Annotated in this window: 13 protein-coding genes; 8 read left to right on the top strand and 5 right to left on the bottom strand. The window is 42.4% G+C overall.

Translation table 11 applies throughout. The features are described 5' to 3' along the window. The first annotated feature begins 8 nt into the window (after nucleotides 1–8). Both Q1W14_RS14235 and Q1W14_RS14230 read left to right on the top strand, forming a co-directional pair. Nucleotides 9–776 (top strand): hypothetical protein, encoded by a 768-nt coding sequence (locus tag Q1W14_RS14235; protein WP_300702498.1) that lies wholly within the window; start codon nucleotides 9–11, stop codon nucleotides 774–776. A gap of 57 nt (nucleotides 777–833) precedes the next feature. Further along, nucleotides 834–1,655, top strand: a complete 822-nt coding sequence (locus Q1W14_RS14230) for an alpha/beta hydrolase (protein WP_300702495.1) — start codon at nucleotides 834–836, stop codon at nucleotides 1,653–1,655. A 7-nt stretch (nucleotides 1,656–1,662) separates the two neighbouring features. On the opposite strand, the gene coaW is transcribed toward Q1W14_RS14230, so the two are convergent. After that, a complete protein-coding gene (gene coaW / locus Q1W14_RS14225) occupies nucleotides 1,663–2,484 on the bottom strand; it encodes a type II pantothenate kinase (protein ID WP_300702494.1) in 822 nt (273 codons plus the stop codon). Nucleotides 2,485–2,594: 110 nt separating this feature from the next. Next, the gene (locus tag Q1W14_RS14220) at nucleotides 2,595–4,847 is read right to left on the bottom strand and encodes a DUF5686 family protein (RefSeq protein ID WP_300702492.1); all 2,253 of its coding nucleotides are present in this window, start codon (nucleotides 4,845–4,847) and stop codon (nucleotides 2,595–2,597) included. A gap of 383 nt (nucleotides 4,848–5,230) precedes the next feature. Between Q1W14_RS14220 and Q1W14_RS14215 the strand changes: the two genes are divergently transcribed. From Q1W14_RS14215 to Q1W14_RS14205, 3 genes are all read left to right on the top strand, one after another. Beyond that, nucleotides 5,231–7,420 carry a glutamine synthetase III gene (locus tag Q1W14_RS14215; protein WP_300702488.1) on the top strand — a complete coding sequence of 730 codons (2,190 nt, stop codon included), beginning with the start codon at nucleotides 5,231–5,233 and terminating at the stop codon, nucleotides 7,418–7,420. A gap of 206 nt (nucleotides 7,421–7,626) precedes the next feature. Next, nucleotides 7,627–8,328, top strand: a complete 702-nt coding sequence (locus Q1W14_RS14210) for a Crp/Fnr family transcriptional regulator (protein WP_300702487.1) — start codon at nucleotides 7,627–7,629, stop codon at nucleotides 8,326–8,328. Nucleotides 8,329–8,407: 79 nt separating this feature from the next. Next, nucleotides 8,408–10,852 carry a glycoside hydrolase family 20 protein gene (locus tag Q1W14_RS14205; RefSeq protein ID WP_300702486.1) on the top strand — a complete coding sequence of 815 codons (2,445 nt, stop codon included), beginning with the start codon at nucleotides 8,408–8,410 and terminating at the stop codon, nucleotides 10,850–10,852. A gap of 46 nt (nucleotides 10,853–10,898) precedes the next feature. Here Q1W14_RS14205 and trxB read toward each other — a convergent pair whose 3' ends face one another. The 3 genes from trxB to Q1W14_RS14190 are packed head-to-tail and all read right to left on the bottom strand — an operon-like array spanning nucleotide 10,899 to nucleotide 15,039. After that, nucleotides 10,899–11,840 carry a thioredoxin-disulfide reductase gene (gene trxB / locus Q1W14_RS14200; RefSeq protein WP_300702485.1) on the bottom strand — a complete coding sequence of 314 codons (942 nt, stop codon included), beginning with the start codon at nucleotides 11,838–11,840 and terminating at the stop codon, nucleotides 10,899–10,901. A 23-nt stretch (nucleotides 11,841–11,863) separates the two neighbouring features. Then, nucleotides 11,864–12,496 carry a LolA-like putative outer membrane lipoprotein chaperone gene (locus tag Q1W14_RS14195; RefSeq protein ID WP_300702483.1) on the bottom strand — a complete coding sequence of 211 codons (633 nt, stop codon included), beginning with the start codon at nucleotides 12,494–12,496 and terminating at the stop codon, nucleotides 11,864–11,866. 56 nt (nucleotides 12,497–12,552) lie between these two features. Beyond that, a complete protein-coding gene (locus Q1W14_RS14190) occupies nucleotides 12,553–15,039 on the bottom strand; it encodes a DNA translocase FtsK (RefSeq protein ID WP_300702481.1) in 2,487 nt (828 codons plus the stop codon). A 158-nt stretch (nucleotides 15,040–15,197) separates the two neighbouring features. Here Q1W14_RS14190 and Q1W14_RS14185 point away from each other — a divergent pair, with 158 nt between their 5' ends. The 3 genes from Q1W14_RS14185 to Q1W14_RS14175 form a co-directional block, all read left to right on the top strand. Further along, the gene (locus tag Q1W14_RS14185; RefSeq protein WP_300702479.1) at nucleotides 15,198–15,752 is read left to right on the top strand and encodes a DUF5063 domain-containing protein; all 555 of its coding nucleotides are present in this window, start codon (nucleotides 15,198–15,200) and stop codon (nucleotides 15,750–15,752) included. A 3-nt stretch (nucleotides 15,753–15,755) separates the two neighbouring features. Continuing rightward, nucleotides 15,756–16,406, top strand: coding sequence for a 3'-5' exonuclease (locus tag Q1W14_RS14180; protein ID WP_300702478.1), 651 nt, complete (start codon nucleotides 15,756–15,758; stop codon nucleotides 16,404–16,406). Nucleotides 16,407–16,431: 25 nt separating this feature from the next. Next, nucleotides 16,432–17,583: class I SAM-dependent rRNA methyltransferase (locus Q1W14_RS14175; RefSeq protein ID WP_300702476.1), on the top strand; the 1,152-nt coding region annotated here is incomplete at its 3' end.

Raw genomic sequence — 17,583 nt, 5'->3', positions numbered from 1 at the left:
ATATTACCATGATGAAATTTAAATTTTTATTAGCGTTGCTCTTCGTCTTTGTAGGTTCACAAACCTATCTATCGGCTCAAGGTCAGAAAATAGTAATCTTAAAGCTAGACGACGTACACTACGGCAGTAACGGAGAAGTGGTTCCACCCCGTTGGGATAGAGTGGCAGACTATATTGAGGCTAAAGGATTAAAAGCCGGCTTCGGAATCATTGGTTTTTCACTTGCCGAAGACAAACCTGAATATTTCCAATGGATAAAAAATCATGCAGCAAAGGGAAATATTGAATTTTGGAATCATGGGTATCGTAATCGTCTTGGTGTAAATGATTTTGGTGAGTTTGAACAAGAATATGATGCACAATATCGCTCACTGTTCTTAACCGATAGCCTTGCACAAGCCAAGCTTGGTTTAGTCCTTAATACTTGGGGACGTCATTGGACCAATGTCAACGAAGATACTGATCTTGCCCTTTCTCGCATAAAAAATATCCGAATGATATTTGGAGCGCCTGAAAATCCGGTTCATTTCAAGGGCTATGTTTTCCCGGACAGACTACAAATGGAATATCCGGTTCACAATCCTAACTACGATGAATTTGTAAAGCACTATCGTGGCGAATGGAAAGACCTCGATTGTTTTTATCTTCAGGGGCATCCCAACAGTTGGAATGAGGAACGATGGAATAATTTCACCCGGATAATCGAGTTCCTTGAATCGGAGAATGTTCGTTTTGTTACTCCATCAGAACTTATGACTATCAAAGGTATTAACTAAAACACGATCTATAGATATCGTTAATTATAAAACTTAAATAAACATATCAGAAGAAAAATGAAACAATTCATCACATCAATTTTTATTATTTGCCAAGTACTGTTTTATTCAGCACAAGCCCAGGAGTCGGCTAAAGACTATCAAATACAAAAAAACATCTCTTATCTACACCCTGGAGATACAGACACTTACAAACAAGAGCGTTGTAAGCTCGACATCCAATACCCCACTAACAAAAAAGGTTTTGCTACCCTCGTTTGGTTTCATGGAGGTGGTCTTGAAGGTGGAGAAAAGCACTTTCCCAAAGAATTTCTGAACCAAGGATACGCAGTAATAACCGTAAATTACCGATTGAGCCCCCGTGCCAAGAATCCTGCTTACATAGAAGACGCAGCAGAAGCGGTAGCCTGGACATTCGAGAATATCGAGCAGTTCGGAGGTAGTAAAGATAAAATTTATATTTCCGGTCATTCAGCCGGAGGCTATCTCAGCCTGATGCTTAACCTTGACAAAAGTTACTTAGCTAAATGGGGAGTGGATGCCAATAAACTGGCAGGTGCTTTTCCTATCAGTGGGCAAACAACAACACACTTTACGATCCGTAAGGAACGAGGTCTGAATCCTGATACTCCCATCATAGACAAGTACGGACCTTCTAATAATATAAGGAAAGACGCTTCTCCCATGATACTTATCACAGGAGACAGAGAACTGGAAATGCTGGCACGTTATGAAGAGAATGCACACTTGTATGCACTTTTAAAAGCACTGGGCCAAAATGTCACCCTTTATGAGATGGAAGGCTTCGATCATGGAACAGTAGCAGCACCAGCTTGTATCCTGATAAACAGTTGGATGAAGAAGCATGCCAACAAGTAGGTACGTATCAAGTCTGTAAATATACCAACGCCGCCCCTATTGCTGTTCTATATTCAGCATAGGGCGGTATATGAAAACGTACATGATAAATATTTTCCATTTTAGGAAACACCTCCCTGCATTGCGGAAGTTGGGTCAGATTCCCTATCAGCACAAAATCTTTAATAGGACTATTCAGAGTTGATAGAACAGCCGCACCACCAATCGTTTGAAGCACAGTATAGATAATGCCGCTAGCAATATCTTCCGGCAAAGCATTACTATCCGCTTTACCAAACAAAGAAGCGGTTGCACTTACCGGTAAGTCAGGAAGGGCAACGTTACAAATATCACCAATTTGAAGGTTGACGCGGGTTACATCTCCTTTTTCAGCCAACTCGGCAACTTGATGAATATCATGGGTTTTCAATAATAAGCGTGAAAGTCCCTGCAAAGTTCCACCACCAATACCCATACCTCCGATATGTTGTATATGGTCACCATCGATTTTGACAAATGAAGTTCCAGTACCCATACTAACGACGATCATCTGATTTATATCCATTGCATGACGGGCACCCAATCCATTAGCTAGGAATTCATCGGTCTTACGGGTGGGCAATCCATAGAGTGGACTATCTACAAAAGCACTTCCTACCCCAGTGAGCATCACCTGCTCTACATCAGAGAGTTGAATACCGTTATCATAAATATATTTTCCGAATGCTCCGAACAGGGAAGTCACCGGATCGGTAGCCGTAATAAACATTGGAGACTGAATATGCCCCTCATTGATTCCAACGATTTTTGTGGTACTTCCACCAACATCTATTCCTATTACTATACCCATAGCTTCAAGTAATTTGCGACAAAGGTAAGAAAATAGTGATTAGTTATGAGTGATAAGTGATTTGTTTATGCTTCTATAGATACAAATACTATTCTAAAATGAGAAGGGATTTATCGGTTGAATAGCTCGAAGGTAAATTTACAGCCAATTTCCTGATACTTCCAGTTGGCAAAGCTGGCAAACACGCCAAAGTCAAAGACATGTGTGCCGATACCATAGCCTATTTCAAGATAAGGTTTCAAGTGAGGAACGGCCAAAGCATTGAAATACAAACGCTCGTTCAGTACATACTGAGTATATTTCATCAAGTGACGAAGCAAAAGGAAAGGTGCTTCGTATGTAAAATGTGCACGCACGTACTCACGGGAGGAGTTATACCAGCGCCCGTCAAGTAACTGGAATACACCGCCGATTTCATCATTCCAACCTACAGGAAGATTACTACGCGTAAAGTTAGCAAAGTCAACGAAATACAGTTCTTTCTGGTTAGTAAATTTTCCCCAACCAAAACGGTAATAGATGTCACGCATCAGTCCTAAAGAAATGTTATGCTGCAAATCAACCTCAATACGCTCGTAAGTGCCACTACTCTTCAATACCCCGCTAATACCACGTTCCCAATCAACAGAAATAGTAGGGTATTTGGAGTAAAGATTCACTTTACGATGTCCGTTCATATAGTAATATTGCCTGGGTGTCCAGGATAAACTGACACGAGGCGCAAAGCTATTGTATGCATGACGGAACTTATTCAATATACTCGGATCGAAATTAGGGAAGAACGAGGAACCACCCGTAGCGGTATTGGTCGACTTTACAGGTGGCATCACCGGATAGTTCGGTACAAACTCGGAACGTTCTACTTCCGTACGTCGATGGATGGAAAAGCCTAGATCCAGTGTAAGCCCATTAACGATTTCCCAACTATGCCTTACCCGCAGGTATAAGTCTTTAAAATAGTCAAAATGTATCTTATTGAAGTCGAAGAGACTATCCGGAATCGCTTTCAATTCGTCCAACACATCACTACTATAGATGCGGTTACCGTTACCTACATTGATATGAAAAGCCGCACGCTTCTCAGGCCAGTAATCAAAATCGGAATTGATAGCCCAATAAAACTCTTTTCGCTTGAAGTTATAACCTAACTTAGGTACAATACGCAATAGGCGGTCACCGGTAAAAATACGGTTATACTTAAACTCCTGACGATAAGAGAAACCGTTTTTACCACTATAACTCAACAAAAACGGATTTATAATCGGAGAGCAACGGACGCTCCCCATCTTGGCAAGATCAACCGTATAGCGGCTAATCAACGCATCGCCAATCTCCCCCCAAAACTCCAGATTCTTATTCTTCGGCTTCTTATTCCAAATAAGTGTATCACGGCGCAAAAAGAAGTCCTGATATACGGTTTGCTCATGAGGGGATAAAGGAATGGGACGTATACTATTAAAGTAGGTAGTATCGCGCAGATAAGCATTCGTATCACTACGCAATGTATAAGACTCCGTTAAATCGTATTTGGTTTTCTCGACCCTATTTCGTATGCTGGAAGGATCTCTCTGAACTATATCTTTATAATCGAGCACCGCAGTGTAGTTGCCGTCAACCACATTGCCAAGAAATTTAAAGGTCGCTTCCACACTGGAATGTATCGGCAGAAACTCATCCGCCTCCCCTACATTCCCCATCAGGATAAGATTATTAAAGCGCAACATCTCGTTACGGCCCGAAAAACGAATCTCACGCACACTCCACACATTGTCGCTCACGATCATGTAGCCACCTACAAGCTGAAAACTCTTACTCTTAGGCATGAAGCGGATTTTGTAACGCAAGTCATGCTTTTCTCCCATTACAGAATCTACGCGATAAGTATAATATTTCTTTGCATTGGGAGCTAACGGAGAAAGTAGTTTGTCATACAACAGAGTCGAAGAATATATATTAATGTGGAAATATTCAAGGAGACGCCCATCCAATTCCCAAAACTCGGAAGCTGTTCCTACACTGGCCTTCACTTTCTGATCATAAATATTAGGAGCGGTGAAATTCAAATCACTGTATGTCTCCATCATATACTCTTTCACGCCTTTGCGTATGCGGAACATAGAAGGAATAAAACGGATGATATGATTCTTCTTACGTATGTTCGCCTTTCCTTTTATATATAGCTCAGCTTTGTAACTATCTACAATACGCTCATAGAAGGGAGCAAAAAAGATGACCTTCTCCATAATAGAATCTGCGGAAAGCACTTCTTTGTCTTTCGGATAAGAAACGGAAACCGCCCCTACCTTCTCTGCACATGAAAGTAGGAAACAAACTCCAATCCATATCAATAAAAATCGTTTCAACCGCTATGTCTCCTTATAGATTGGTACAAATATAAAAAAAAACACGTATTCATGCAGTTTCAATTAACAAAAGATTTAATATTAATGCGAGTTCAAAAAACGTATTGCCTAAAGGGCTTGTTCATACAAATCAAAAAATATCTTTCTATTAAGAGAAAAGTACTTTGTATTAGTAAACAATCTCCGCTCAAAAGTGCTAACCTTTCTCCGTTAAAATTACGACCAAATCGAAAACGAATAGACTTTTCCAGCATAAGGTATCATTTTTAGGGGGTATACATCAGAAAAAACATCTTTTTTTCAAAGAACACCCCCCAATTATAGGGGTATATTCAGAAAAACATTATTTTTGCAGCCAACAATCAATAAAAGAAGAGACTTATATGTCAAAAATGCGTTTTTTTGCTTTACAAGAGCTTGCCAATCGGCAACCCCTTGATGTCACTACTCCTTCAAACAAATTGTCCGACTACTACGGTAGTCATGTTTTCAACCGTAAAAAGATGCAGGAATATCTGCCCAAAGAAGCCTATAAGGCTGTGACAGATGCCATTGAAAAAGGTACTCCCATTAGTCGGGAGATGGCAGACCTGATAGCCAACGGTATGAAAAGTTGGGCAAAATCTCTCAACGTAACCCATTACACGCACTGGTTCCAACCTCTAACAGACGGAACAGCCGAAAAACATGATGGCTTCATCGAATTTGGTGAAGATACGGATGTCATCGAACGTTTCTCCGGTAAGTTACTTATCCAGCAAGAACCGGACGCTTCTTCTTTCCCCAACGGAGGCATCAGAAATACATTTGAAGCCCGTGGATATACAGCTTGGGATGTTTCCTCACCTGCCTTCGTGGTAGATAGTACGCTTTGTATTCCTACTATCTTCATCTCTTACACCGGTGAAGCACTGGACTATAAGACTCCTTTGCTCAAAGCATTGGCAGCAGTAGATAGAGCTGCAACAGATGTTTGCCAATTATTCGATAAGAATATATCACGCGTCTTTACCAATTTAGGTTGGGAACAGGAATATTTCCTGGTAGACTCTGCTTTATACAACGCACGCCCGGACCTTTGTCTTACGGGACGTACTTTAATGGGACACTCTTCCGCCAAAGATCAACAATTAGAGGATCATTACTTCGGTTCTATCCCTCCGCGTGTTACCGCTTTCATGAAAGAATTGGAAATAGAATGTCACAAACTAGGCATACCGGTTAAAACTCGCCACAATGAGGTTGCCCCCAATCAATTCGAATTAGCGCCCATTTTTGAAAATGCGAATCTCGCCAACGACCACAACCAATTGGTAATGGACTTAATGAAACGCATCGCCCGTAAACATAACTTCGCCGTACTATTGCACGAAAAACCTTATAGCGGAGTAAACGGTTCGGGTAAACATAACAACTGGTCACTTTGCACCGATACTGGCATCAACCTCTTCGCTCCGGGCAAGAACCCAAAAGGCAATATGCTATTCCTTACTTTCCTGGTAAATGCCCTCATGATGGTTTACAAGAATCAGGATTTACTTCGCGCCTCCATCGTCAGTGCAGGAAACAGCCATCGTCTGGGAGCGAACGAAGCACCTCCCGCTATCCTATCCATCTTCCTCGGCAGACAATTATCAGCCATACTCGATGAGATTGCCCGTCAGGTTAGTGATAACAAAATGACCGCAGAAGAAAAGACCACCTTAAAACTGGGTATCGGACGTATCCCTGAAATTCTTTTGGATACTACCGACCGTAATCGTACTTCTCCTTTCGCCTTCACCGGTAACCGTTTTGAATTCCGTGCCGCAGGTTCATCTTCCAACTGTGCCGCTGCCATGATTGCCATCAACGCAGCAATGGCTAACCAGTTGAATGAATTCAAAGTCTCTATCGACAAGCTGATGGAGGAAGGCGTAGGCAAAGATGAAGCCATCTTCCGCATTCTGAAAGAAACCATTATCGCTTCCGAACCGATTCGTTTTGAAGGCGACGGTTATTCCGAACAATGGAGAGAAGAAGCTGCCCGTCGTGGATTGACAAATATCTGCCATGTTCCTCAGGCTTTAATGCACTATATGGATAACCAATCCCGTTCCGTACTTATCGGTGAACGCATCTTTAATGATATTGAACTTGCCTGCCGTCTGGAAGTGGAACTTGATAAGTTTACCATGAAGGTACAGATAGAAAGTCGCGTATTGGGTGATCTCGCTATTAACCACATCGTACCTACTGCTGTTATCTACCAGAATCGCTTATTGGAAAATTTACGTGGTTTACGTGAAACATTTAGTCCTGAGGAATACGAAGTACTCAGTGCCGATCGTAAAGAACTCATCCGGGAAATATCCCACCGCGTAACCGAAATCAAAATGCTGGTACGCGAAATGACCGAAGCCCGTAAAGTTGCCAACCACATAGACAACCACAAGGACAAGGCATTTGCATACGAAGAAAAGGTTCGTCCATTCCTGGAAATTATCCGCGATCATATCGACAAGCTGGAAATGGAAATTGACGATGAGATATGGCCGTTACCTAAATATAGAGAACTACTATTTACAAAGTAAGAGGACAATAAAAGAGTGGTAATGTGGTAATGTGATAAAATGATGGAGTGCAAAAGCACTTGATTACTTTACTACATTATCACTTTACCACTCTATTACTTTATCATATTATCACATTATCACTTTACCACATTTTCTTCACATTTGTGCAATATTTAATTTTTTCTTATTACATTTGTGCTTTATAACACAGTTTTGCAGCACTTATGGTAAAAATAAACTTGTCTGACGTAAATGTTCCGGAGTTGATTTCAGAGATGTGGTCACCCCTGAATGAGGAACAGCGGGAATTTCTCGCCAACCATTTTACGCTTCAAAATTATAAGAAAAACGAAGTGATCCATTGCGAAGGTGAAACGCCTACGCACCTCATGTGTTTACTGAACGGTAAAGTCAAAATCTACAAAGACGGTGTAGGAGGTAGAAGCCAGATCATCCGTATGATAAAGCCGGTAGAGTACTTTGGATATAGAGCCTACTTTGCTAAAGAAGATTATGTTACCGCTGCCGCTGCTTTCGAACCTTCGCTTATCTGCATGATCCCAATGACCGCCATTACCACTTTGGTATCGCAGAATAATAATCTTGCCTTGTTCTTCATCAAACTGTTATCCGTAGACTTGGGTATTGCCGATGAACGTACTGTAAACTTAACGCAAAAACATATCCGTGGCCGATTGGCTGAATCGTTGATCTTCCTTAAAGAAAGCTATGGCCTCGAAGAAGACGGTTCTACTTTAAGTATCTACCTCTCAAGAGAAGATCTGGCTAACCTTTCTAATATGACTACTTCTAATGCTATACGTACCCTATCCAATTTCGCTACAGAAAGGCTGATAACCATTGACGGACGTAAAATCAAAATCATCGACGAAGAGAAGCTCAAGAAGATCAGCAAAATAGGATAAGTAAGTCAACAAGCCCCCACTTGTTACTCAAAAAATCCTTTTCCCCAGACTATTTATCAACTTAACACATATAAAAACGATGAGAAAAGTAGTATATCTCTCGCTTCTGACAGGTTTATTGTTTCTGTTCTCTAGCTGTTATCACACCACAAAAGAGACTGTAAATGAGTACAATATAATACCTTTACCCAATCAACTCATTACAAAAGATGGACGTTTTAAGCTGACGGATAAAGTATCTGTTGTAACCGCCGATTGTTCGCCGGAAGTACAAAACATCGCTGACAGCTTAATCACACGGATTCAGAATATCTCCGGCATTACCCTGCAATCGAGCAAACAAGCGCATACCGATTTACCGGCTATTCGTTTTCTCACTGTAGAAGGTATGCCCAAAGAAGGATATAAACTTTCTATTATGCCGAATGAAATAGCTTTGACTGCGTCACAGCCCAATGGCTTCTATTACGGCTTACAAACGATTTATCAGCTATTACCTCCCGCAATTTACGGCAAAGAGTTAACTAAACAACAAGACTGGTCATTACCTGCCGTTGAAATAGAGGATGCTCCCTGTTTTGCCTATCGTGGTTTAATGTTGGATGTTTGCCGTCATTTCTCCTCCATCGACTATATTTATAAATTCATTGATATGCTAGCCATGCACAAGATGAATACTTTTCACTGGCACCTGACCGACGACCAAGGCTGGCGGATAGAGATTAAGAAATACCCCAAACTAACAGAAGTAGGCTCCAAACGGAAAGAAACATTGGTAGACTATTATTACGTTAATTGGCCACAGGTATTCGACGGAAAAGAACATGGAGGCTACTATACCCAAGAACAAATAAAAGATGTAGTGGCATACGCCGCCAGCAAATATATCACAGTTATTCCCGAAATAGAAATGCCGGGACATGCTATCGCTGCTATTGCTTCTTATTCCGAACTTTCTTGTACTCCGGACACCACCTACGATGTAACAGGTACATGGGGTATCTTCAAGCAGGTTTATTGTCCCAAGGAAGAAACTTTCCAATTCTTAGAGGGAGTACTGGACGAAGTAATAGAACTCTTCCCCAGTTCCTATATTCACATTGGCGGAGACGAATGCCCAAAGAACGCATGGAAGGATTGTGCACATTGCCAATCACTAATCAAACAGCTTGGTTTGAAAGAAGACATTACCCCCAACACGGTTGATGGTAAAAAGCATACGAAAGAAGAAAAACTTCAAAGTTATTTCGTCACCCGCATGGAGAAATACCTGAATAGCAAAGGGCGTAATATCATCGGATGGGACGAAATACTAGAAGGTGGATTAGCACCAAACGCCACCGTCATGTCCTGGCGCGGCGTGCAAGGAGGAATAAATGCAGCGAAATCCGGACACGACGCCATCATGACTCCAAGCCTGTATGCCTATCTGGACCAATACCAGGAAGAACCGGAAACAGCCCCTACCACAATCGGTGGCTACAATACACTAAAAAAGACATACAGCTACAATCCCATTCCCGAAGATACCGACGAAGCAACAAAGGAACATATCATCGGCATACAAGGAAATATATGGACTGAATATATGCAGAATGACGAACGTCGTGACTACCAAGCCTTTCCGCGTGCTATAGCATTAGCTGAAACCGGATGGACATGGAATGTTAACAAGAATTGGGCTAATTTCTGCCAGCGTATGGTAGAAGATTTCGAACGCATGGATGCAATGAACGTAAAAGCATGCCGCAGCTTCTTCGATACCTATATCAATACACGCGTTTACAACGATACCCTGAAAGTCATTTTAGAAAGCTTCTATCCGAATGCCAAAATCAGGTATACGCTGGACGGAAGTATTCCTACTGCAAAATCCCCTCTTTATACCGCACCATTTGTATGGGAAGGTAATGTCAACCTAAAAGCAGCAGCCTTCAAAGGGAACAAAATACAGGGAAAAGTGACCGAAAAGAAACTTTATTCCAATTTTATAGCAGGAAAGCAATATACTACCGCTCCTAAATGCGGCTGGATGAGTGGCGACATTTTCAGCGAGAACGATGTACTGGGTGCAGATACCACTACATTAGGATTGACCAATGGCAAACGTGGGAATATAGCCTCACTGACTCCCTGGGTAGCTTTCAAGTTAAACGAGAAGTGCAATAACGAGCTTGTATTTACTATCGATCTTGAAAAAACAGCAACTATAAGCGCTGTAACTTTTGGTACTCTATATAATCCAGCTTTTCGCATCTTACCTGCTAGCGCCGTTAACGTAGAAGTTTCGCCGGATGGCAAGGAATATCATCCGATAGCTCAGGCATCCTATACGCGCGAATACCCCGAACAGGGCAGAAAAGCATTTACCGATACCGTGAAGTTTACCCCTACCGAAACACGCTACGTAAAAGTGATTTTAAAAAGTGGAGGTACATTGAAAAACGGAATTGTTTGTCGTAAAGACACTCCTGATGAAATTATTCCATCAGACATGTATGTGGATGAGATTGAAATCTATTAAGTGAAGGTGGTAAGTGGTAATCACTTTACCACTTACCACCTTATCACTAAATCAGTCCTTTTGCTGAAAGATATCTCTCAGCTTCAATGGCAGCTTGGCAGCCTGTACCTGCTGCTGTAATAGCTTGACGATAATGTGAATCGGCTACGTCTCCGGCAGCAAATACACCGGGAACCTTCGTACGCGGAGTACCGGGTTCAGTAATGATATAGCCTACTTCATCGGTATCTATATAGCCCTTGAATATATCAGAATTAGGTTTATGACCGATAGCCAGGAAGAAGCCATCAATGGCTAAATCATAACGTTCTTCATCAGATTCACCCATACGTTTTACAAGATGAACGCCTTCCACACCATTATCTCCATAAAGACCTATGGCATTGTGTTCAAACAGAACTTCAATCTTATCGTGATTCATCACACGTTCCTGCATAATCTTAGAAGCACGCAAGAAGGGTTTACGAACAATCAGATAAACTTTTGATGCCAGACCTGCAAGATAAACAGCTTCTTCGCAAGCAGTATCACCACCACCTACAACAGCTACAACTTTCTTACGATAGAAGAAACCGTCGCAAGTAGCACAAGCACTAACACCCATACCTGCATATTTTTTCTCATCGTCCAGTCCCAGATATTTTGCTTCGGCGCCAGTGGCGATAATAATGGATTGGGCTTCAATGACCTTGTCGTCATCAATAGTTATTTTATAAGGAGCCTGGCTAAGATCAGCAGCGGTAGCAATACCGTTACGAAGATCGGCACCAAAACGCTCAGCTTGCTTACGCAAGTCTTCCATTAATTCAGGACCGGCAATACCAGCCGGATAACCGGGAAAGTTTTCTACATCGGTAGTAGTTGTCAACTGACCGCCTGGTTGTAAACCGGCATAAAGCACCGGTGAAAGATTGGCACGACCTGCATAGATAGCAGCTGTGTAACCGGCAGGGCCCGAACCAATAATCAGACATTTTACTTTTTCCATATTCTATTTATTAAAGCTATTTTTTATCTCAAATCAATCACCTCCGCCTTCGGATATGCCTTCTTATCAAACACAAATAGACTGTCCGGATAAGACTGCCCGGTCTGATATGAATTGATAATGATCACTACAGTCTCTCCTCCCCTCTGTGCCATGCTGACACGCACAGGACGGAATGAATCTTTTGCAATATAAAATATGATACACTGCAAATCTTGCTTACGGTCTGTAGCAGTCAATACTACTTTATAAAGAGAATTATCCTGGGAGTTATCGATCTTTCCCAGCTTCTCTTTATAACCATGCTTATAGAGGGACAAAAAGGCGTATGGATTAATACTTTGCAATTCTTCCGGAGTAGGTTCAGAAACATTTACTTCATCACTGGAAGCAATATAACTCCACTGTGTATGACCGTCGAACCAAGTTGTCGCACCCTCTGCTTCCAAAAGGAATTTGTCTCCTTTCAAGCGAATAGTGCCGTTCGAAGTACCATCGGAGGTGCGAACAGTAAATGTCGCTTTGACACCTCCCGCATTCCGAAAATTCTCAGCAGTACGATCCAATATATCTTTGGCATCCGTAAGCTGTGCCGACATTGGCAAAGCAAAACAGCATACACAAATAAAGATTAAAATTTGATTGATTTTCAACATATTCTATGCAAACCTTTCAGGCAAGTACATGCCACATCTTAAAAATAAACATTGTTTTATTGCAAATTGTTCAGGCGCATTTCCAAGTCATTCTCATCAATACAGAACACTTCACGAGCCTTACTTCCCTGGGCAGAACCCACAATTCCGGCTTTCTCCAACTGATCCATGATACGACCTGCACGATTATAACCGATAGCGAATTTACGCTGAATCAACGAAGTAGAACCTTGCTGGTGAATCACCACCAAACGGGCAGCATCTTCAAAGAGAGGATCCAGGCGTCCCATATCTACATCTCCCAAGTCACCACCGGCATTTTCATCTACATACTCAGGCAGATAGAAAGCAGTAGGATATCCTTGTTGACGGGCAATATATTTGGTTATCTCCGCCACCTCCGGCGTATCGATAAAGGCACATTGCACACGAACCGGATCGGCTCCCTGCAAGAACAACATATCACCACGACCTATCAACTGATTAGCTCCCGGACGGTCGAGGATGGTACGCGAGTCGACCATAGCCGATACACGGAAAGCGATACGTGCCGGGAAGTTCGCTTTGATAGTACCTGTGATAATATTGGTAGTCGGTCGTTGTGTAGCAATAATCATGTGAATACCTACGGCACGCGCCAACTGGGCAATACGGGCAATAGGCAACTCTACATCTTTACCGGCCGTCATAATCAAATCACCGAACTCATCAATAACCACCACAATATACGGCATGAACTTATGTCCCTTTTCCGGATTCAGTCGACGGTTGATGAATTTCTCATTATATTCCTTGATATTACGTACATGGGCAGCTTTCAACAAGTCATAACGCGTATCCATCTCCATACAAATAGAGTTCAGCGTCTGCACCACTTTGGTTACGTCTGTAATAATCGCATCTCCCCCATCAGGCAATTTGGCAAGAAAATGATGTTCAATAACGGAATAGATACTAAATTCCACCTTCTTGGGGTCCACTAATACGAACTTCAATTCAGCCGGATGCTTCTTATATAATAAGGAGGTAATAATTGCGTTCAAGCCGACTGACTTACCCTGACCGGTAGCACCGGCAACAAGTACGTGGGGCATTTTACACAAATCCACCATAAAGACTTCATTGGTGATGGTCTTACCCAAGGCGATAGGCAAGTCGTATGTGGTCTCCTGAAACCTTTTGCTACCGATAATGCTCTGCCCCGACACCATCTTCGGATTAGAGTTCGGCACTTCAATACCGATAGTTCCTTTACCGGGTATCGGTGCAATAATACGAATACCTAAAGCAGAAAGGCTCAAGGCTATATCATCTTCCAAACCACGGATTTTAGATATACGCACCCCTTGTTCGGGAGTTATTTCGTAAAGAGTCACCGTAGGTCCTACGGTTGCCTTAATAGTACTAATTTCGATACCAAAGCTACGTAACGTATTGACAATTCTATCTTTATTGGCATTCTGCTCCGCCATGTCAATGGTTGGTTCCGCATTATCGTAGAACTTCATTAAATCAACCGGAGGATAATGATAATTCTCTAAATCCAAGCAAGGATTATAAGGTTCTTTTTCAGCACCCTGATACTCTTCCTCTTCATTTGATTCTACTTCGAATGCCGGTTCTTTATCGACCGGCGCTTCCCGGAAAGGGGGCACCGGGTCGGGTTCGGGCGTTTCGATGGTCATCATAACATCTTCATCATCCGCTTTGAAGGGTTTTCCTTTGGAAGTACCTCCAAGATCAAGAGTAAACTCATTTGCAGGTTCTTTCTTCTCAGCCGTTTTTACAGGGACTGCCTTTTCAGGTTCCACTTTTTCAGGTTTCAGAATGGGCGCTTTTCCTTTGGCAGTCCAAGAATCAGTAAACTCTTCAGGAGTTTCTCCCTTTTCACTCTCAACTTTTTCTTTGCCACTCTTCAAAAAGCCTAAAGAAAACAGCTTACGCAGCCATATCACCGTGCGTGCACTCAAATAAATAAGGAAGCAAACAGCTGTTACCAACAATAGCAGCCATACACCAGGTGTACCTATCTGTGATGCCAGCCAATTGCTGACATTATATCCATGCATACCTCCCAAATAAAGGAACGAATCTTTGTACTGACCTACAAATGCAAAGCCGAAAAAGACCGAGAACCAGACAAGCAACAAAGCACATCCGATAAACCACTTCCACAAACGCACAATACGTACCCTCATCAACTTCAATCCCGCTACAGCCAGAAACACGAGAATAAAAAACGACGATATGCCGAAGCAGTCGTTTATCAAATAACTAGCCAACTGCGCACCGCGCGAACCGGCATAGTTTTTCACCCCATTATTAACGGAAGCCAGCTCTTGGGCATTTCCGTTATCAATAATACTTTGGTCTGCCGCTCCTGTAAAGAAGAACGATGAAAAGGCCAGTAACAAGTAAACAGAAAAGATAACAAGTATCAATCCCATTACAAAATGTATGGTTTCGTTCTTAAAAAAGGCAACTACTTTTCCGAAAAAGGAAAGAGATTGCTCTGTATCTTTGGTTGCATTTTTCTTTGCCATGTATAAAATCTCCTTGTATAATAATAGACTTGGTGCAAAAGTAATAAAAAAACTACTCTACATCGCTACCTTATACCATAAAGATTAACACCTATTTTATATTTCATGAAACGCTTTCCAAACCTTTTTCGTATCTTTGCGTTTCAAATCAAGAAGATATGAAAAAAGAAAGTCAAGTGATATTCGACCGTAATGTGGTGGAATTCGTCACCGTAGCAGCTGAGTTCTGTAAATTTATGGAACAAGCCGAAGGTGCCAAACGTTCTGCCTTTATCGATACATCATTAAAAATACTTCCGTTGCTCTACCTGAAGACCTCCATGCTACCGGAGTGTAAAACAATAGGCGATGAAGCTCCGGAAACCTTCGTTACTGAAGAAACTTACGAAATTCTCCGCATGAACCTTGCCGCCATCCTTGCCGAAAAGGATGATTATATGGACGTATTCGTATCGGATATGAAGTATAGCGACCAACCTATCACCAAGTTCATTTCCGAAGACTTGGCTGATATTTATCAGGACATTAAAGATTTCATTTTTGTCTTCCAACTGGGACTGAACGAAACGATGAACGATTCTCTCGCCATCTGCCAGGAGAACTTCCGCTTGCATTGGGGGCAAAAGCTCGTCAATACTTTGCGTGCCCTTCACGATGCGAAGTATGCACAAGGAGAAGATGATGATGACTGTGATTGCGAAGAAAACATTTAAATTATGGTCATAAAGAGAACTATAGATAAAGAGGTACTGAATGACTTGCCCAAGGCAGCCTTCCCCGGAGAAATACACGTTGTACAGACCCCGTGGGAAGCAGAAAGAGCGGTTACTTACTTGAAGAATTGTCCCTTATTGGGTATTGACAGTGAGACGCGTCCTTCGTTTACCAAGGGGCAATCACATAAAGTAGCTTTGCTACAAATTTCTTCCGAGGAGCACTGTTTCCTGTTCCGCCTCAACCTCACCGGACTTACGCTCCCCATTATTACATTATTGGAGAGCCCAAGCGTAACTAAAGTAGGATTGTCCTTGCGGGACGACTTCATGATGCTACACAAACGTGCCCCTTTCGAGCAACGTTCCTGTATAGAGTTGCAAGAGTACGTTCGTGCTTTCGGCATTCAAGACAAAAGCTTGCAAAAGATTTATGGCATCCTTTTCGGAGAGAAGATTTCCAAAAGCCAACGCCTTTCCAATTGGGAAGCCGATGTACTTAGCGAATCACAAAAGCAATATGCCGCTACTGACGCATACGCATGCCTCAACATCTACAACCGTCTACAAGAATTAAAGCGAACAGGAGATTTTGAAATAGCAGCGGAAGAAGAAACCAGCACATTATCACACCAAAACAATACCACATTATAATATTACCACATTATCACTTTTTAATATGTATAAAGTATATCTCAAATCCGGCAAAGAAGAGTCATTAAAACGTTTCCACCCCTGGGTATTTTCCGGTGCTATTGCGCATTTCGACGGAGAGCCTGAAGAAGGAGAAGTGGTTGAAATCTATACCTCCAAGAAAGAATTTATCGCAAAGGGACATTTCCAGATTGGAAGTATTGCCGTACGTGTTTTGAGCTTTCACCAGGAAGAAGAGATCAATGCTGATTTTTGGAAACGCAAGCTCAGTATTGCCTACAATATGAGATGTGGTATTGGTATTGCCGAAAACCCCACTAACAATACTTATCGCCTGGTACACGGCGAAGGAGATAATCTTCCGGGACTTATCATTGATATTTATGCCCGTACCGCCGTTATGCAGGCACATTCCGCCGGTATGCACCTCTACCGCATGGCTATTGCCGAAGCGCTTACCGAAGTGATGGGAGATAAGATCGATAACATCTATTACAAGTCAGAAACCACCCTCCCCTTCAAAGCCGACCTCTATCCTGAAAACGGTTTCCTGAAAGGTGGAAGTACCGATAACGTCGCAATGGAATATGGCTTGAAGTTCCACATTGACTGGTTGAAAGGACAAAAGACCGGTTTCTTTGTAGACCAACGTGAAAACCGCTCGTTGCTCGAACGCTATGCTCGTGGACGCAACGTACTGAACATGTTCTGCTACACGGGTGGCTTCTCCGTTTATGCAATGCGTGGTGATGCCAAACTTGTACATTCCGTAGATAGTTCCGCCAAGGCCATCGACCTGACTAATAAGAATATAGAATTAAACTTCCCCGGTGACGTCCGCCATGCTGCATACGCCGAAGATGCTTTCAAGTATCTCGACCGCATGGGCGACCAATACGATCTGATCGTTCTTGATCCCCCTGCTTTTGCCAAGCACCGTGATGCCTTGCGTAACGCTTTGCAAGGTTATCGCAAGCTGAATGTAAAAGCTTTCGAAAAGATTAAGCCAGGTGGCATCTTGTTCACTTTCTCTTGCTCTCAAGCCGTCAGCAAAGAGAATTTCCGTACTGCCGTATTCACTGCCGCTGCTATAGCTGGTCGCAGTGTACGCATCCTGCATCAACTTACACAACCTGCCGATCATCCGGTAAATATCTATCACCCGGAAGGAGAATAC

This window comes from Bacteroides sp., assembly GCF_030151085.1.
Classification (GTDB): Bacteria; Bacteroidota; Bacteroidia; order Bacteroidales; family Bacteroidaceae; genus Bacteroides.
Note: the sequence above shows the minus strand (reverse complement) of the source record. Positions and strands in the feature narration are given on the sequence as shown.